The following is a 17,373-nucleotide window of genomic DNA, read 5'->3' on the forward strand; positions in this document are numbered from 1 at the left end:
CATGGTTGAACGGTATGTGATGTCCATCGATCAGGGCACCAACTCCACCCGATGCATTCTGTTCGACCACCACGGGCGGCTGGTGTCGGTCGTCCAGCGGGAGCATCAGCAGCACTTCCCCAAGCCCGGCTGGGTCGAGCACGACGCCGTCGAGATCTGGCGCAATCTGCGGCGCATCATGCCCGAGGCGCTTTCCGACGCCGGTGTCGGCGCGGGTGAGGTCGCCGCCATCGGTATCGCCAATCAGCGCGAGACGACGGTGCTGTGGGACCGGCGGACGGGTGCGCCGCTGGGCAGGGCGATCGTCTGGCAGGACACGCGTACGGCGCCGCTCGTCGAGGACCTGAGAAACCGGCCCGGGGACGAGTTCTTTCTCGAGCGTTGCGGTCTGCCCCCCTCGACCTACTTCTCGGCACCGCGGATCCGCTGGCTGTTCGACCATGTGAACGGACTGGATCAACGCGCCAAGGACGGCGAGGTGCTGTTCGGCACGATGGAGACCTGGCTGATCTGGAACCTCACCGGGGGCGCGGAAGGTGGCCTGCACATCACCGACGCCACCAATGCCAGTCGCACCATGCTGATGAACATCCGGGCCCTCACCTGGGACGAGGAGCTGCTGGAGTTCTTCGGGGTTCCCCGCCCCATGCTGCCCGAGATCCGGTCCTCGGCCGAGGGCTACGGGGATGCCCGCTCGGTCCTCCCGGGGGTCCGCATCACGGCGGCCCTCGGTGATCAGCAGGCCGCCCTGTTCGGCCAGACCTGCTTCACACCGGGTGAGGCGAAGTGCACGTACGGAACGGGCAGCTTTCTGCTGCTCAACACCGGTACCGATCTCGTGCGCTCCCGGCACGGACTCCTCACGACCGTCGCCTACAAGATCGGGGACCAGCCCCCGGTCTATGCCCTGGAGGGATCGATAGCCGTCACCGGCTCGCTGGTCCAGTGGTTCCGTGACCGTCTGGGACTGATCAACAGCGCGCCGGAGATCGAGACGCTCGCGCGGACGGTCGAGGACAACGGCGGTTGCTACATCGTCCCCGCGTTCTCGGGTCTCTTCGCACCCCACTGGCGCAGCGACGCACGCGGTGTCATCGTCGGTCTCACGTCCTACATCACCAAGGGACACCTGGCCCGAGCCGTCCTGGAGGCCACCGGCTGGCAGACGCGCGAAGTCGTCGACGCCATGAACGCCGACTTCTCGGTCCCGCTGAAGGAACTCAAGGTGGACGGCGGCATGACAGCGGACAACCTGCTCATGCAGTTCGTGGCCGATGTGCTCGATGTGCCCGTGGTGCGGCCCATGGTCGCCGAGACGGTCTCCCTCGGCGCGGCCTACGCCGCGGGGCTCGCCGCCGGCTACTGGCCGGACCTGGAAGTGCTGCGCCGCAACTGGCACCGGGCCGCCCAGTGGCTGCCGGACATGGACCCCGCGCGGCGGGACCTGGAATACGGCAACTGGCAGCGCGCCGTCGAGCGGTCGCTGGGGTGGATCAGACCGCCGAGGCCCAGGTGATTCCCGGGTGACGTCGGCCGCGCGCCGGAGTGCCCGTCGGTGGGTGGCCGGGAACGGCGCAACACCGCGCCGCCCGTACCCGCGGCGTGCGGGTACGGGCGGCGCGGTGTGTGCGGCCCGGGGTTGTTATACGGAGCTGCGCCGGATGCGGCGCAGGAGCACCAGGCCCGCGATCACGAGAACCCCTCCGGCCGCGGCCGGCCAGAGGTTCGTGCCGGTCTCGGCCAGATCGCCGGTGACCGCCTGAGGTTCGGTCTGCGACTGCGACTGTGACTGCGAACCTGCCTGCGGCGTGTCCTGCGCTGTCGCCTGCGTGGACGGGGCGCCCGCGCCCGCGGCCGGCGTCTGCGCGCGGTGGGTCGCTTCGCTGCCGTGGTTCTCGTGCGCGCCGCCCTGCGGTGCGGCGGCCGTGTCGCTCGCCGCGGCCGAGGGTGACGTGGCCGCCTTGGGCACGACGACAGTGTGGCCGCTGCCGCTGCCGCTGCCGGTGGTCTGGCCGCCGCGCGTCGGTTCGGTGGTGCCGGGCGTATTGGCCGGAGGCTGCGCGGTCTGCGTGTCCGTGGGGGTCGCGGAGGCCGTCGCGTCGTTGCCGCCGGACGAGGCGTCAGGACTCGGGGACGGCTCGTCCTGCGACGGCTCACCCGTACCGGCACCGCCGTTACCAGCACCGCCGTTACCAGCACCGCCGTTACCGGCGCCGCCGTCACCAGCACCGCCATTGCCACCGTCACCGCCGCCGGCCCCTCCGCCGGCACCGTCGCCGCACTGCCGCCCGGCGTTGATGCAGTCCACCATCTCCCGCATGAGGGACGCGTCGAAGACGTTGATGAAGTCGTCGTGGTCGGTGATCGCCTTGTGCACCTGCTCCGGGAACCCGTCCACGGCGTACGGGTTCTTCACCTGGCCGTTCTCGAGGGTCGGCGTCGGAACGTCGTAGATCAGGCGCATCGTCAGCTGCGGGATCGCCTTGAAGCCGCCCGCGCAGTTGCCGTTGGCGTCGGCGAAGGCGACGTGCGTGCGGTGGTTGGCGCTGTCGATGTTCTGACCGTCCCAGCAGCTCTGGAAGGCGAACGACCGCACCACGCTGCTGCCCTGGGGACAGATCGGGTACTTGTCCGTCAGCTGCACCTTGTCCTCGAAGCCGGTGCAGCTCCAGTGGGCGTTGGCGTTCGCGGGGCCGTTGGTGAACGCCTTCGCGTCGCCCGTGATGATGCGCAGGAACGTCGGCATCTCGACGACCTTGCTCTGCGGGTTGCCGACGAACTCGATCTGCGCCTGCTTGGCCTGCAGGACCTTCCCGACGTTGCCCTCCAGGCCGCCGCCGTTCTTGTCGGCGTCGAACTCCTGCGTACCGTCCTGCACTCGGAGCACCGGCCAGTAGTACGTGGACTTGTCGCCCTGGTTCTGGCACGTGGTCTCGGCGTTGGCGAGATCGTCGTTCGTGGCGAACGCGTCGTTCGACTGGTTGCCGACGTAGTCGTGCAGGTGATGGGCGCCGTTGGTGACACCGGGGGCGACGATCACGTTGTCGGTGTTGAACTTCTTGTTGGCGTTCACACCGCACGCACTGGTGAACGTGCCGGTCGAGGCGTTGCCGCCGTTGCCCGGCTTCTGCGGCACGTTCGGCTGGAGCGTCGTGATGTCGACGAAGTCCGCTGCGACGGGGCCGCTGGCGGCGCTCGCGCCGCCGCCCTGCTGGCCGCCGCCCTGTTGCCCGCCCTGCTGGCCGCCGTTGTTGTTCTGCTGCTGGCCGTTGCCGTTCTGGCCATCGCCGTTGTTCTGGGTCTGGTCCGCGGGGACCGCGGTGCAGGTGGCCAGATCGTCGAGCGAGTTCGGGGCCTCGGCGCCCGCGTTCTTGAAGTCGGTCTTGATGCGGTCGATGACCGCGCCCCGCTTCTCCTTCAGCGGACCGAGGATCGCGTTCTGGACGAAGTCCGCGTCCTGCGCCTTGGCCTGCTGCTCCGAGGTCATTCGTGCGTACGCCTCGGAGACCTGCTGGTCGAGAAGGGCGATTTCCTTGTCGACCTCCGCCCTCGCCTGCTGTGGCACCTCGGCGAGCTTGCTGCCCACGTCCGGACAGTCGATCGTGGCGGCACCCGGTGCCCAGGTCTGGTTGCTCGATTTCGCCTGACCGGGCGCACCGGCCGAGCCGCTCTCGGTCGCTGAAGCGTAGACATTGACCGCTACCAGCCCTCCTCCGCCCAGTATCAGCGCGGCTGCGGCAAAAGTTGCACGCTGTGCACCCATGGGGCGTCTGCGCGTGTTGCGTCTCACGTGTGTACTCCTACGTCCCGTGGCAGGCCAGGCATGGAAATCCCCCGTCCCATACGCAGGCGGGCCCGGTAGCGTTCAAACGCCGCACGAATTCACAGCAGCCTCGTAGCTCGCGGCCAAACCTGCCACGCCGATCCCGGGCCAGCACCCGTCAAGCCCGCCCGTGTGCCTTCTGCGAGCGGCGCGACAGCGAGTCGATGACCACCGCGGCGAAGAGCACCCCGCCCGTGATGACGAACTGGACGGCAGCGGGGGTGTCCGTGAGCGCCATGCCCGAGGCGATCGACTGGATGATCAGCATGCCGAGCGCGGCGGACCAGGTCGTGCCGCGTCCTCCGAACAGGCTGGTGCCCCCGATGACGGCTGCCGCGATGGCATTGAGCAACAGGACGCCCGAGCCCGAACTCTGGCTCACCGAGGTGATGCGCGAGGCCAGGAACAGACCGCCGATCGCGGCCATGGTGCCCGAGATCGCGAGCACCGCGGTCTGCACCCCCGTGACACTGAGGCTGGCGCGGCGGGCTGCCTCGACGCTGCCGCCGAGTGCGTAGATCTGCCGCCCGTAGTGCGTGCGGCGCAGCACGATGTCCAGGCCGGCCACCACGGCGAGGAAGATCAGCAGGGCGAGTGGCAGGCCCTGGAAACGGTTGAGCAGATACGCGCCGGTGAACGCGATCACCGCGAGTACTCCGGTGCGTGTCACGATTCCCCGCAGCGAGCGATACGGCATGCCGACGGCTTTGCGGCGCCGCCTGTCCTGGTAGCACACGAGGAAGACCATGGCCGCGGCGATCGCCGCCAGGCCGTAGGCGACGGCGTCGTTGGTGAAGTAGTAGCTGGTCAGCCTGGCGACGAGCCCGTGTTCGTCGAGGTTGACGGTGCCGCTGGCCCCGAGGATGTACAGCATGAAGCCGTTCCAGGTGAGCAGGCCCGCGAGCGTGACGACGAACGCCGGCACCCGGGTCTTCGCGAAGGAGAAGCCCTGGATGGTTCCCGCCGCGGTACCCGTGAGCACCCCGATGAGGGCGGCAAGCCATTCGGGCACGCCGTTGTTCACGTTGAGAACGGCGAAGACGGCCGCCGCGAGACCGCTGATCGAGCCGACCGACAGGTCGAGTTCACCGATCAGCAGGACGAAGACGATGCCGACCGCGATGAGCCCGGTGCCCGCGACGTCCACGCTGAGATTGGACAGGTTGCGGGGCGAGAGGAAGCTCTGGTTCAGGGACTGGAAGGTGATCCAGACGGCGGCGAGGACGAGGACGACGGGCAGTGAGCCCAGTTCGCCGGCGCTCAGCTTGCGCCGGGCGACGGCGACCTGGCGATCGACGCCACGGGCGACGGCACGGGCGAAGACCTGCCCGCGGCTGGGCTGCGGGGCCTCGGTGTCGGGTTCGGTGGGTTCGGTGGGGTGGGCCCGAGCGTTGTCCGCCGTCCTGCGCATCCCTTTCACCACCTCGACTCGTGGGAGGCCATGCGGTGGGGCACGTTCTCCGTGGCGCCGGTGACGGAGGAGATGATCTGTTCCTGAGATGCGGTGTTCACGTCGAAGAAGCCGTTGTTGCGACCGAGCCGCAGCACGGCGGCACGGTCCGCGAGAGCTTTGACGTCGCCCATGTTGTGACTGATGAGCAGTACGCCCAGGCCGCGGTCGCGCAGCTGGTCGACGAGGTCCAGGACTTCGCGCGTCTGCTCGAATCCCAGAGCCGCGGTCGGTTCGTCCAGGAGGAGAACCCGCGGGTCGCACAGGAGCGAGCGGGCGATGGCGACTGTCTGCCGCTGGCCACTGGAGAGTGAGACGGTGGGGACCCGTAGATCGGGGACACCTTTGGTCAGGCGTTCCAGCAGGTGCCTGGTACGGCGTTCCATCTCCACCTCGTCGAGGAATCCGAACCTGCGGATCTCGCGCCCGAGGAAGAGGTTGCCGACGACATCGAGGTTCCCGCACAGCGCGAGGTCCTGGTAGACGGTGGCGATACCGAGGTCCCGGGCGTCGTGGGGGCGTTTGATGGGGACCGCCCGGCCTTCCCACTCGATGGTGCCCTTGTCCGCGGGGGCGACGCCGGAGATGACATTGACGAGAGTGGACTTGCCGGCCCCGTTGTCCCCCAGAAGAGCGACGACCTGGCCGGCGTAAATCTCCAGTTCGATGTCCGTGAGGACCTCGACGACGCCATAGCGCTTGCACACGCCACGCAGCGCCAGCAAGGGGGGAGTCGGCACGGTGACCATCTCCTTCCCGGGGCCCGGACCTGCTCGGAACCTGCCTGTCAGGTGAGCCCCGCCTTGCCGCATGCGGCCTCGAGTTGGGGGGTGCAGATCTGCCGGATCGTGTAGACGCCGTCCTTCACCAGGGTGTTCTTGATGTTGCCGACGGTCACGGGCACGGGGGTGAGCATGGTGGCGGGAACCGTCCTCCCGTCGCGGATCCTCACCTTGCCCGTGGCGACCCGGTCGAGGTTTTCGTGGCGGGCCGCGGCCACGGCCATGGCGGCGGCCGCGGAGGCCTCGGGTCCGAAGGGTTTGTAGACGGTCATGTACTGATCGCCGGCGACGATGCGCCGCAGGGCTCCCAGTTCGGCGTCCTGCCCGGTGACGGGAGGCAGCGGGGCGACCTTGTTCGCCTTGAGGGCGGAGATGCTGCCGGCGGCGAGGCCGTCGTTGGCGGCGTAGACCCCGTGGATGGTGGAGGCGCCGAGGGCGGAGATGGCGCCGGACATGTCGAGGTTCGCGGTCTCCGGCCGCCACTGGAGGATGTCGTACGCCTTGCCGATCTTCACTCTGCCGTTGAGCACGGACAGCGCGCCCTTCTTGAACGCGGCCGCGTTGGGATCGCTGGGATCGCCGTTCAGCATGACGATCTCGCCGCTGCGCGCCTTGGCGCCCATCGCCTTCAGCAGTGCCCTGCCCTGGAGCCTGCCGACCTCCTCGCCGTCGAAGGAGGCATAACCGGAGATCGGGCCCTCGGAGAGACGGTCGTAGGCGATGACCGGGATACCTGCCGCATGGGCCTTCTTGACCGCGACGCCGAGCGATCTGGAGTCGACGGCCACGAGCACGATGGCATCGACCCCTCTGGTGATCATCGAGTCCATCTGTTCCTGCTGGGTGGCCACATCGCCCTTGGCGTTGACATGCTCGACCGTGCAGTCGTGGCACAGCTCCGTGATCTTCTTCGTGAGCAGTGGCGTGTCCTGTGTCTCCCAACGGGACGTGGCGGCGTCCGGCAGCAGCAGGCCGATCCTCAGGTTGTCGCCACCGCCGGAGCTGCTCCCGGCGTCGTGCCCGCAGGCCGTGAGAGCGACGGCCGTCGAGATCGCGGTCATGACGACGGCCGCGCCCCGGATGCAGGCCTTCATGCGAGAGACCTCCCTGTCCTTCACCTCGCGCGGCGAGGGCCCGGTGGCAGGACGACCACGTCGTAAGTGTGACACCGGCTGAGGAATATGTCCTATTGATACCCATATACGATTCTGGTGTGTGGGTGCCTGATTTTCATCCGTCGGCACCTGACGCATCGACGGGAGGTAGGTCGCCGACATGCCTCATGAAGGCCGTGCCCGGACCGGGGTCTCGGACCCACGGGCATGCGAGGCCGACGCCGTCGGCACCGGTTCACCGCCTCCGGTGCCGGAGGCGGTCACGAGCGAGCGGGCCCTGACGTTCGTGGGAGCGGCGCTGACAGCGGTCTATCTGCCCGGTGCCGGGCATCAGGAGCTTCGCCTGGTGGAAACGGCCGGATGCGCCCGTGGCGAGTACGGGCTGCCGGAGCGTTTGCCACTGTCCGGTGACTCACCCGCGGCGCACACCTTTCGCACCGGCCGGCCACTGTGGCTGACTCCCGCGGCACTCGCCTCCTACTCCACGGGCGGGCCCACGCCCCCGCGGCCGGAGGCGTCGCTCGCCGCGCTGCCACTCGGGACGGACGGCCGGCGGCTGGGCTGCCTCGTCGTCGTGGGGGATTCGACGGACGGCTTCGAGACCGAACAACGGCGCTTCCTGGAGCCGTACGCCGACGCCGTCGGCGCCGTGCTCCGGACGGGAACCGGCCGGCCCGCTCCGCCTCCGCTGCTGAGTCCGGCCCTGCGGAGTCTGTGCGTCGGCTCCTTCGTCATCACGCCGGACACCGGCCTGATCGAGGCGGACGAGTCGCTGCTCGAACTGGCCGGCATCACGCCCGATGACTTCGACGGCAAGGCGGACACCCTGCTCGCGCATGCCCTCCCGGAGGACATGCACGCGCTGATGTCGGTCCTGGAGCCCTCCACCCAGACGGTCGGCCGGCGGGAACTGGAGTTCCGTGTCCGCCGCCCGACGGGTGAGATGCGCTGGCTGAGCCTGAGCTGCCAGGTGGTGGCGGGCCTCGACGGCCGGCCGGAGCAGGTAGTGGGTGTGGTGACGGCGACCTCGGTCCTGCGGCAGAGCGCCGACGACGTGTCCAGGATCCAGTGGCTGACTGCCGCACTCGACGATGCCGTAACGGTCCGTGACGTCAGCCGGGTGGTGGTCAACGCGCTGGGTGAGCCGCTGGGCGCCGACCGGGTGGCGCTCGCCGAGTTGCAGGACGACCGGCTCGCGGTCACCGTGCTCGATCCGCCCGAGCCCGCCGCCTGGCCGCAGTGGTGGCGTGCCGAGTGGCGTTCGGAGTGGCCCGACGCACCGGTCAGCGCCCTGCCCACCCTGCAGATGGCTCTGCGGGACGGACGCATGGATCTGTGGTCCGCCGGCGCGGCCCTCGAGCCCGGACTCGCGGGCATCGGCGCCGGAGGTCTGGCCGTCCTGCCGCTCCCCGCCAAGGGCTGGGTCGCCGGCGTGTGCCTGGTCGGCTGGGACCAGCCGCACGAGTTCGTCCCCGAGGAGCGGTTCCTGCTGACCGCCACCGCGGCGCTGGTGGGACAGGCCCTCAAACGTGCCCGCGCGCACGACGCCGAACAAGAGCTCGCGACGATGCTCCAGCGCAGTCTCCTGCCCCGGCGCCTGCCCGAGCTGCCCGGCGGGACGGCCGTCGCCCGCTATCTGCCCGCGAAGCGGGGGTTGCAGGTGGGCGGTGACTGGTACGACGTCATAGCCCTCTCCGAGGATCGGGTGGCGCTGGTCATCGGCGACGTGCAGGGACACAGCGCCGGAGCCGCGACGATCATGGGCCAGATGCGCACCGCGATCAGGGCGTACGCCGTGGAGGGCCATCCGCCCGACGTGGTCGTCTCGCACGCCAACCGGCTCCTCGTCGGTATGGAGACCGATCTGTTCGCCACCTGCTGCTACGCCGAGTTGGACATGGAGGAGGGCAACGCCCTGTTCGTACGGGCCGGGCACCTCGCACCGCTGCTGCGCCATCCCGACGGCAGGACCGAGGAGGTACAGGTCGAGGGCGGACTCCCGCTGGGCATCCTCGCGGACGCGGAATTCCCCATGACCACCTGCGCGCTGGCCCCCGGCACGGTGATCGTCATGGTCACCGACGGCCTGGTCGAGGCCGTCGACCTGCCCCTGGACGAGGGCATGGACCGGACCCGCACCGCGCTCGCCGCGGCTGATCCGGCGGATCCGGGGGAAATGGCCGACGAACTGCTCGGCGAACTCGACCCTCGTGAGGACGACGTGGCGCTGTTGCTGCTGCGCTACGACGGCATGAAGACCCGACCCATACGGGCCGGCTGGGCGGTGTGGCGGCTGCCCGACGCCGTCATGCACGCACGCCGTTTCACCGCACGCGCACTGCGCCGGTGGAAGGTCGAAGAAGTGACCGACGCGGCGTTGCTGGTCGTGTCGGAACTGGTCACCAACGGCCTCATGCACACTCAGGGCCCGGTCCGCGTCGACCTGATGCTCCGCGGAGACCGGGTGCGGGTCAGCGTGAGCGACTGCTCGCCGCGTGCCCCGGCCAAGCCGGTGATCGTGGACTGGGACGAGACCGGCGGCCGAGGTCTGCTGCTCGTCGAAGCGATGTCGGAGTCCTTCGGCTCCGTGCCGGTGGCCGGCGGCAAGCAGGTGTGGAGCGAGCTCGTCGTGCCGCACTGCGAGCAGGCTCGCGCGGGTGCGGGGCCCCGGACGGAGCGAGGGGGTCCGCCATGAGGACCCGTACATGGCACGTCGTCGCGGTGCTCGTCGCGGGATTCATGACGACGTCCCTGGCCGCCGCCTGCGAGGAAATGGAAGAGGAGAGGGACAAGGACGGCTTCACCGTCGGCCTGCTGCTCCCGAGCCGAACCGTGCCTCGCTGGGAGCGGTCCGACAAGCCGCTGATCGAGAAGCGGCTGAAGCAACTGTGCCCCCGCTGCACCTTGGAGTACGCCAACGCCCAGAACGACGCGATGAGGCAGCGGCAACAGATGAGCTCCATGATCACCAAAGGGGTCAGGGTCCTCATCCTCGACGCCACCGACACCAGGGCGCTGCGCTCCTCGATCCAGGAGGCGCACGAGGCGGGCGTCCCGGTCGTCGCGTACGACCGGCTCGCCGAAGGCCCGATCTCGGGCTACGTCAGTTTCGACGGCGCGCAGGTCGGCAGGCTCCAGGGCGAGGCGCTCCTGAAGGCCATGGGCGACAAGGCCAACGGCGGAAACGTCGTCATGATGAACGGCGATCCGACCAGCCCCAACGCTGAATGGTTCCGCAGCGGCGCCCTGTCCGTCGTCTCCGGCAAGGTGAGGATCGGAAGGGCGTACGACACCCAGGGCTGGAGCATGGACAGCGCCCACGCCAACATGTCCGCCGCGATGGCGGCCCTGGGCCCGGACCGGATCGACGGCGTCCTGGCGGCCAACGACACCATCGCCTCGGGCGTCATCTCCGCTCTCAAGAGCGCCCGGGTAAAGGACCTTCCTCCCGTCACCGGCCAGGACGCCGACCTCGACGCCGTGCAGCGCATCGTCAGGGGCGAGCAGTACATGACGGTCTACAAACCCTTCAAGGCGGAGGCCGACGCGGCTGCCGCCATGGCCGTCGCCCTGGGACGCGGAGAGGACCCCCGCGAGATCGCCACGACGACGACCGACAGCCCCACCACCAGGAACATCCCCTCCGTCCTGCTCACGCCGAGCGCGGTGACGGTGGACAAGATCAAACCGACGCTCCTCAAGGACGGCATGTACAGCGTCGACGAGATCTGCACCGCGGAGCTCCGGGCCGCCTGTGAAAAGGCCGGACTCACCCGCTGAAAGGCCGGACTCACCCCCCGCTGAGAGGAAGAGTGACGGGTACTCAGCGCACGGGAAAGCCGAAGGAGTACCCCTGCTGCTTCAGCCAGGGCAGGACCTCACGCAGGGCGGCCACGGTCTGGGAGCGGTCCCCGCCGGCGTCGTGGAAGAGGATGGTCGGGCCGTTGGAGATCTCGCTCTTGACGGTCGCGACGATGGCGCCCGTGCCGGGGTGTTCGAAGTCCTTGGAGTCGACGTTCCAGCCGAGCGGTCGCATGCCGTGGGAGGCGGCGAGCTGGCGGCTGTAGGGGGTGAAGGCACCGCCCGGGGCGCGGTAGTACTGCGGCCGGACGCCTCCGGAGGCCTGGGTGATCATGCGTTCGGCGTCCAGGATCTGCTGGGACTGGTAGGCCTGGGACTTCTTGTCCATGGTGGTGTCGTGCGAGACGGTGTGGTCGCACAGCCGGTGCCCGGCGGCCACCACCGCCTTGACCAGGTCCGGGTGGGCCTGGGCCTGGGTGCCCACCATGCAGAAGGTGGCCTTCACGCCGTTGTCCCGCAGCACCTGGAGGACCTCCGGCGTCCACGTGGGGTCCGGTCCGTCGTCAATGGTGATGTTGACACCGCGGGCCCCGCGGTCCGAGGCATGGGCGATGTCCACCGACACAGGCTTCCCGCCCGGAGCCTTGGACCCGGCGTTCGGCGCGCTGGAGTGCGCCGAGCTGCCCGCCGGCGTGTGCTGCCCCTCGACGGGGTTGGCCTGCGCGGTCCACATCGAGGTGGCGGCAGCCGCCGCCGTCACCCCGACCGCCGCCGCGAGAACCCGCCCGTGCCAACCCCGTCCCCCATGCCGCGACATGTCCGCCCCACTCCTCGTCGTCCTTGTGGATCTCGTGCACCCGTGAGGACGGCGATGGACCGCCGGGGGATGCGTCCGTTACCGATCACGGACAATTCCGCGGGGATTCGGAGACAGAGCGGCGACACCACGCAGGAAAAGTCCTCCGAACGAGCGGCGTTGAGCCCGGTGTTGGTGACGGGGACCCCCGCCTCCGGTATGCGGCCCGGGCTACGGCTGACCTGGTCCGACAGGGCTCGCTGCTGACCGACTGTCAGCGTGGGCGCCGCCGGCCGCGGTCCGGGTGTGCTCGCGGTGAGGGTGACGCGGCCCGTGGTGAGATCCTCGACGTCCGAAACGAGCCGCAACGCGGCCGGAGCGCCCTCCGTCCCGAGCGTCGTTCGGCCGATCTCCTCGCCGTCGCGACCGGCGACCGCAGTCAACTCGCCGGGGGCGTACGGCACGTGAACGTGGCCATGGCACGCTCGGGACTCGCGGCGCCGCCCGGGACCTCGGCACCGTTGAGCACCAGCCGCACACTGTCGCCCGGCGTGCAGACATGAACCGTCATCGGGCGACCGGGCTCGACGTCCCAGGTTCAGCTCGCCAACTCGTCGAAGTAGCCCCATCGGAGGGCCACTTGCTCGGTCCCCGGCAGCGTCGGGCGCTCCACCAACATCTCCACGGGGCTCACGCCGGACACGGCCGCCCGCCAGTGGGCGATCGTCGGAGCGGGGGGCATGCTGGCAGGATGGGGGTCATGTCGAGGGAACCGCTGCTGGTCAGAGCCCGTGGGCTGTGGGAGGGCCTGGCCCGGGTGCCGGTGTCGTTCGCGCCGACGGGCGGTGTGAACGTGGTCGTCTCCCCGGAGTCCGGGATGTGCCCGGTCGGCTGGGTCGGAGTGGTCGCCCTGGGCGGATCGGCGATCGTGACCGTGCCGAGCGACAGCGCCGCCGTGATCGTTCGCGACGCGGTGGCGGGTCTGCCGGTCGAAGACGTCGTGGATGGCGTTGCGCTCCGGGAGGTGCTGCCCGTGGCTCGGGTGCTGGGGCCGGCAGCGCTGTCGTACCTGTCTCCGGAGGCCTTCCGTCCGGTGGAAGCCGGTGCGTCGCCGGTGGAGCAAGTGCCGGCCAGTCACCCGGAACTGCGGCTTCTGGAGCGGGCGGCAGGCCGTGCGGACGCCGGTGAGGCCGCACTGGACGAGATCACGTCGCCCGTGTTCGTGGTCCGAGAGCACGGGCAGGTGGTTGCCGCTGCCGGATACCGGGCCTGGCCGAGTCGGACCGCGCACATCGGCGTGTTGACGGCGCCAAAGGCGCGAGGACGCGGCCTGGCGCGGGTGACGGGCTCGGCGGCGGTCGCGCATGCCCTCGCTGCCGGGCTCCTGCCGCAATGGCGCGCGCGGCCTCCCGCCTCCAGGCGTGTCGCCGCCGTACTGGGTTTCGAGGAGCTGGGCTCCCAACTCAGCGTGGAGATCGCCGGCTGAGATCGTCCGGAAGCGGTCGACGGCCGTTCTCGGGCCGCCCGTACCGGCGTCGCACGGTCGGCCTGGGCGACGACCCGCGCCTACGAGGGCGCGTTGTTCCGGCGCTGTTCCGCCGGTGCCGGGCCGGCCGCGGCGGGCGGTCGGCTCTGCGGCGGGTTGTCCTGGACGGGACGCGGCCCGCCGCGCAGGGCCGAGGCGAGGGCGGAGACCAGGGCCATGCCCGCGGCGACGCTGAAGACGATGGTCAGTCCGTGGTGGAACGGGCCGGAGACCAGTTGCGGGAAGAAGGTGTGGCCGGTCAGGGTGGCGTGCTGGGCCGCGGTGAGGTGAGTGAGGGTTCCGCCGGATCCGAGCAGGTGCTCGATGGGGTTGTTGCCGAGGAACGTGGCGAACAACGTGCTCACCGGGGGCAGCGACGCGGCATGCTCGGCGGTCCCGGCCGGTACGCCGTGCGCCTGGAGTCCGCCGCTGAGCGCCGCGGGCAGGGACGAGGCCAGTCCGGAGACCATCAGGGAGAAGAACACACCGATGGACAGGGCGGTGCCCGAGTTCTGGAACGTGGAGCGCATCCCCGAGGCGACGCCCCGGTACTCGGCCGGCACGCTGCCCATGATCGAGGACGTGTTCGGCGCGGAGAACATGCCCTGGCCCAGCCCGTTGAGCAGGAGCAACGCCGCGAAGAGCCCGTAGTCGAAGTCGATGGGCAGCGCGAGCAGCCCGAGGAAGGAGACCGCGACGACGACGAGGCCGGTCGTGGAGAACATCCGGGCGCCGAACCGGTCCGACAGGTACCCCGACACAGGACCCGCGATCAGGAAGCCGAGCGTCAGCGGCAGCATGAAGATGCCCGCCCACAGCGGGGTGTCCTCGAACGCGTAGCCGTGCAGGGGCAGCCAGATGCCCTGCAGCCAGATGATGAGCATGAACTGCAGCCCGCCGCGTGCGATCGCGGTCAGCAGCGCCGCCAGATTGCCCGCGGCGAACGCCCGTATCTTGAACAGCGACAGGGTGAACATGGGGTCGGCGACGTGCGACTCGACGTAGCAGAAGAGCAAGAGCAGTACGACGCCGCCGATCAGGCCGCTGAGGACCCACGGATTTCCCCAGCCGGTGGCGTCGGAGCCGTAGGGCTGGATGCCGTAGGTGATGCCGGCCAGCAGGATTCCGGCGCCCGCGGCGAAGGTGATGTTGCCCAGCCAGTCGATGCGGCCGGGGCGCCCCGCCGAGGTCTCGCGCAGGCTCAGGTACGACCAGATGGTGCCGGTGATGCTGATCGGCACGCTCACCCAGAACACCGCCCGCCAGTCGACGGCGGCGAGGAGGCCGCCGGCGAGGAGGCCGAGGAACTGGCCGGCGAGCGCGGTGATCTGGTTGATGCCGAGGGCCATGCCGCGCTGCCGGGTGGGGAAGGCGTCGGTGAGTATCGCGGCCGAGTTGGCGGTGAGCATGGAGCCGCCGAAGGCCTGCACGATGCGCCAGAGAATCAGCCACATCGCGCCGGCGCCGGCCCGGAAGGGGTCGAGCGACAGCGCGACGGAGGCACAGGCGAAGATCAGGAAACCGAGGTTGTAGATCTTGACCCGGCCGTACATGTCGCCGAGTCGACCGAGGACGACGACGAGTACGGCCGACACCAGGAGATAGCCCAGGATCATCCAGAGCAGATAGCCGATGTTGCCGGGCGCGAGCGGGTCGAGCCCGATCCCGCGGAAGATCGCGGGCAGCGAGATGATCACGATGGAGGCGTCCATCGTGGCGATCAGTACACCGAGCGTGGTGTTGGACAGGGCGACCCACTTGTAGCCGGGGCCCGCGGGGGTGTCCTTCCGGCGTGTCCAGCGCGAGGTGTGCGAGGTGCGCGCGGTCACAGCCGTTCCGCCAGTCGGTCGAGGAGGGGCAGGGCCGACGCGAGTGTCCCGCGCTCCTCCGGGGTGAACTCGTCGAGGACGGCCGAGAGCCGGTGTACGGACTCGGAGCGCCGCTCCGCCAGCATGGCCCGTCCCTCCTCGGTGATCGCCACGATGATTCGTCGCCCGTCCGCCGCGTCGGGGCCACGACCGACGAGCCCGCGCTGTTCGAGTACGGCGAGCGTGCCGGCCATCGCCTGTGGCCGTACGCGTTCCAGGTCGGCGAGGGATCCCGGTGAGCCGGGGCCGTCGGCGGCGAGTCGCGCGAGCACCGAAACGCCGGAGAGCGACACGTCCCCCACGGCGTGGGCCTGGCGCAGTCGCCGGGTCATGCGGCCCACGGCGAGACGAAGGTCGGAGGCGAGCCGGACGGTGTCGCTCGGTCCGTGGGCGTGATCGGTACCTGTTTCTCTATCCACCTGCACAAGTAATAACAATAGGTTTATCAGTCTGGACTGGCCAATCAAATGTTAGTAATGATCGAACGGGTGATCCCCGACGACGGCAGGTGATCCCGACGACGGCAGTCCACTTCCCGTGTGTCCGCGCTGTCGCGGCGCACCCTCTGTCGCGACCGAACGATTGAACGTACTCTGACAAGTCATAGAACTTCGGGCGTGATTGACTGGGGGAGCCGTCATGTCCTGGGACAACAACGGCCCGCGCGCCGGATTCGTCGTACCGCCGATGCCGAGCGCGCCGCCGCCCGCTCCTGCTGACGGGCTGCGAGCGGCCGCGGTGGCACTGCTGAACCTGTGCGGACTGGGCCTGGGCTATGCGCTGGTGCGCCGTTGGGGACTCGTGGCGCTGTGCTGGGTCGCGACCGCGCTGCTGCTCTTGGTGGCCCTCCCCGCGGACCCGGACGGCGTCCCGGGCGGAGCCGTCGTCGCCTACCTGGTCTTCCTCGGTCTCGCAGCCGTTCATGGTGCGGTCGTGGGTCTGCGGACCCGTCTGGTGTGGCCGCCGCGCGCCTTGCTCGCGATCGGGCTCGGGGTCGTCCTTCTGGCCGTGCCGACCGGAGGCGTCGTCCTGTACGACGGTGCGCGTGACGAGGCCACCGAGGCGATGCTCATGGACCGGTTGGAGCGGGCGGACAAGCTCGTCCAGACCGCCGGCAAGCAGCCCTTCGCGACGGCGGAGGCCGACTACCGCCGGGCACTGGGGGTCTATCGAGGCCTGCGCGGCGACCATCCCGGCTCACGCGCGGCCGCCCGGGTCCCCGACCGGCTCAAGACGTACTACGCCACAGTCGGTGCGCCCTTCGACCAGAAGAACTACTGCGACGCCATAGCGCCCTTGAAGTACCTGCGCACCGTTCCGAGGACCATGGGCAAGCGGGAACTCGGAGCACTGTCCACGTGGCCCGACGATCGGCTGGCGACCTCGCTCTACGAGTGCGCGTCGCAGTCGCTGAGCGGTGGCGAGGCGGACTGGACCGCGCACTTCAGCGATCTCCTGACGACGTTCCCGCGGTCCGCGTCGGCCGCGAAGGTGGAACCGACGGTCAAGACGGCGGTCGACAAAGCCGTGAAACAGGTGGCCGGCGGCGATCCCTGCACGGCCGTCCAGCACCTCAACAGCCTGGGCACCCAGGTCCGTGCGCTGCCGGGAGAGGAGGCGGGTGTGGCCGCGGACCTCCGCGAGGACGCCGACCGTGCCGACAGGACCGCGGACTCGGGTACGTACTCCTGCGGAGTGGACCAGTACAGGGACGGGCGCTTCGACGAGGCAGTCACCACGATGAACGACTTCGTCAAGAACAATCCGCACCACACGAACCGAGCCCGCGCCCAGAAGATCGCCATCGCGGCGGAAATCGCCCAGACGGTGCCGGCCGCGGGCAAGCGGCTGCCCACGACGGCGTCCGGGGGCAGTATCTCCGTCACCGTCAAGAACGACAGCCCCGACGACATCACCGTGATGTACACGGGGCCGGTGACGGGAAGCTTCCCTCTCGATGCCTGCGGGAGTTGCAGGTCCTACTCCCTCACCAGCACGCTGGTGCGAGGCTTCACACCGTGCAACGACAGCGGGAAGAACTATCCGCAACGGACCATCCGACTGCCCGCGGGCACCACGTACTTCGTGCACAAGGCCCGGAGCGGAACCGGGAAGTCCCCGGCCTCGGACACGGCCAAGCTGAGGTCCGGCTACATCTACACCGAGTGCGCCTACACGACGAGCTTCGGCTACTGAGGCCCCGGCGTGCGGGA

At 69.7% G+C, this 17,373-nt stretch carries 13 protein-coding genes; 5 read left to right on the forward strand and 8 right to left on the reverse strand.

What is annotated here, in order from left to right; genetic code table 11:
* Window position 1: 1 nt before the first annotated feature.
* Window positions 2-1,516, forward strand: a complete 1,515-nt coding sequence (glpK, locus tag AQJ27_RS28780; protein ID WP_067374928.1) for a glycerol kinase GlpK — start codon at window positions 2-4, stop codon at window positions 1,514-1,516.
* A gap of 126 nt (window positions 1,517-1,642) precedes the next feature.
* Here glpK and AQJ27_RS28785 read toward each other — a convergent pair whose 3' ends face one another.
* The 4 genes from AQJ27_RS28785 to AQJ27_RS28800 form a co-directional block, all read right to left on the reverse strand.
* A complete protein-coding gene (locus tag AQJ27_RS28785; RefSeq protein ID WP_067374930.1) occupies window positions 1,643-3,763 on the reverse strand; it encodes a DUF1996 domain-containing protein in 2,121 nt (706 codons plus the stop codon).
* 178 nt (window positions 3,764-3,941) lie between these two features.
* Window positions 3,942-5,234: a sugar ABC transporter permease gene (locus AQJ27_RS28790; RefSeq protein WP_067374931.1), complete on the reverse strand. Its 1,293-nt coding sequence runs from the start codon at window positions 5,232-5,234 to the stop codon at window positions 3,942-3,944.
* A 5-nt stretch (window positions 5,235-5,239) separates the two neighbouring features.
* On the reverse strand, window positions 5,240-6,022 hold the full coding sequence (locus tag AQJ27_RS28795; RefSeq protein WP_067374933.1) for an ATP-binding cassette domain-containing protein: 783 nt from the start codon (window positions 6,020-6,022) through the stop codon (window positions 5,240-5,242).
* 38 nt (window positions 6,023-6,060) lie between these two features.
* Window positions 6,061-7,149: a sugar ABC transporter substrate-binding protein gene (locus tag AQJ27_RS28800; protein ID WP_067374934.1), complete on the reverse strand. Its 1,089-nt coding sequence runs from the start codon at window positions 7,147-7,149 to the stop codon at window positions 6,061-6,063.
* 181 nt (window positions 7,150-7,330) lie between these two features.
* Here AQJ27_RS28800 and AQJ27_RS28805 point away from each other — a divergent pair, with 181 nt between their 5' ends.
* Window positions 7,331-9,865, forward strand: a complete 2,535-nt coding sequence (locus tag AQJ27_RS28805; RefSeq protein ID WP_067374936.1) for a SpoIIE family protein phosphatase — start codon at window positions 7,331-7,333, stop codon at window positions 9,863-9,865.
* Window positions 9,862-10,950 carry a sugar ABC transporter substrate-binding protein gene (locus AQJ27_RS28810; protein ID WP_067374938.1) on the forward strand — a complete coding sequence of 363 codons (1,089 nt, stop codon included), beginning with the start codon at window positions 9,862-9,864 and terminating at the stop codon, window positions 10,948-10,950. Before AQJ27_RS28805 ends, AQJ27_RS28810 begins: the two co-directional genes overlap by 4 nt.
* Window positions 10,951-10,993: 43 nt before the next feature.
* Here the strand turns inward: AQJ27_RS28810 and AQJ27_RS28815 are convergent, their stop codons facing one another.
* Window positions 10,994-11,788, reverse strand: coding sequence for a polysaccharide deacetylase family protein (locus AQJ27_RS28815; protein ID WP_067374940.1), 795 nt, complete (start codon window positions 11,786-11,788; stop codon window positions 10,994-10,996).
* A gap of 577 nt (window positions 11,789-12,365) precedes the next feature.
* Window positions 12,366-12,509 (reverse strand): hypothetical protein, encoded by a 144-nt coding sequence (locus AQJ27_RS57955; RefSeq protein ID WP_201264403.1) that lies wholly within the window; start codon window positions 12,507-12,509, stop codon window positions 12,366-12,368.
* Window positions 12,510-12,527: 18 nt separating this feature from the next.
* Here AQJ27_RS57955 and AQJ27_RS28820 point away from each other — a divergent pair, with 18 nt between their 5' ends.
* A complete protein-coding gene (locus AQJ27_RS28820; protein WP_067374942.1) occupies window positions 12,528-13,253 on the forward strand; it encodes a GNAT family N-acetyltransferase in 726 nt (241 codons plus the stop codon).
* A gap of 80 nt (window positions 13,254-13,333) precedes the next feature.
* Here AQJ27_RS28820 and AQJ27_RS28825 read toward each other — a convergent pair whose 3' ends face one another.
* Window positions 13,334-15,121, reverse strand: coding sequence for an MFS transporter (locus AQJ27_RS28825; RefSeq protein ID WP_079065322.1), 1,788 nt, complete (start codon window positions 15,119-15,121; stop codon window positions 13,334-13,336).
* Window positions 15,118-15,579, reverse strand: coding sequence for a MarR family winged helix-turn-helix transcriptional regulator (locus AQJ27_RS28830; RefSeq protein ID WP_235613723.1), 462 nt, complete (start codon window positions 15,577-15,579; stop codon window positions 15,118-15,120). The genes AQJ27_RS28825 and AQJ27_RS28830 overlap by 4 nt, the downstream gene beginning before the upstream one ends.
* 220 nt (window positions 15,580-15,799) lie before the next feature.
* On the opposite strand from AQJ27_RS28830, the gene AQJ27_RS28835 reads away from it, so the two are divergent.
* Window positions 15,800-17,356, forward strand: a complete 1,557-nt coding sequence (locus AQJ27_RS28835; RefSeq protein ID WP_067374946.1) for a hypothetical protein — start codon at window positions 15,800-15,802, stop codon at window positions 17,354-17,356.
* The last annotated feature ends 17 nt before the right edge of the window (window positions 17,357-17,373 follow it).

It is taken from the genome of Streptomyces olivochromogenes (assembly GCF_001514115.1).
Taxonomy (GTDB): domain Bacteria; phylum Actinomycetota; class Actinomycetes; order Streptomycetales; family Streptomycetaceae; genus Streptomyces; species Streptomyces olivochromogenes.

Coding starts and splice junctions, on each gene's coding strand:
- AQJ27_RS28800 (WP_067374934.1), bottom strand. CDS start 7,149: ATGAAGGCCTGCATCCGGGGCGCGGCCGTCGTCATGACCGCGATCTCG.
- AQJ27_RS28815 (WP_067374940.1), bottom strand. CDS start 11,788: ATGTCGCGGCATGGGGGACGGGGTTGGCACGGGCGGGTTCTCGCGGCG.
- AQJ27_RS28795 (WP_067374933.1), bottom strand. CDS start 6,022: ATGGTCACCGTGCCGACTCCCCCCTTGCTGGCGCTGCGTGGCGTGTGC.
- glpK (WP_067374928.1), top strand. CDS start 2: ATGGTTGAACGGTATGTGATGTCCATCGATCAGGGCACCAACTCCACC.
- AQJ27_RS57955 (WP_201264403.1), bottom strand. CDS start 12,509: ATGCCCCCCGCTCCGACGATCGCCCACTGGCGGGCGGCCGTGTCCGGC.
- AQJ27_RS28785 (WP_067374930.1), bottom strand. CDS start 3,763: ATGGGTGCACAGCGTGCAACTTTTGCCGCAGCCGCGCTGATACTGGGC.
- AQJ27_RS28810 (WP_067374938.1), top strand. CDS start 9,862: ATGAGGACCCGTACATGGCACGTCGTCGCGGTGCTCGTCGCGGGATTC.
- AQJ27_RS28790 (WP_067374931.1), bottom strand. CDS start 5,234: ATGCGCAGGACGGCGGACAACGCTCGGGCCCACCCCACCGAACCCACC.
- AQJ27_RS28835 (WP_067374946.1), top strand. CDS start 15,800: ATGTCCTGGGACAACAACGGCCCGCGCGCCGGATTCGTCGTACCGCCG.
- AQJ27_RS28820 (WP_067374942.1), top strand. CDS start 12,528: ATGTCGAGGGAACCGCTGCTGGTCAGAGCCCGTGGGCTGTGGGAGGGC.
- AQJ27_RS28805 (WP_067374936.1), top strand. CDS start 7,331: ATGCCTCATGAAGGCCGTGCCCGGACCGGGGTCTCGGACCCACGGGCA.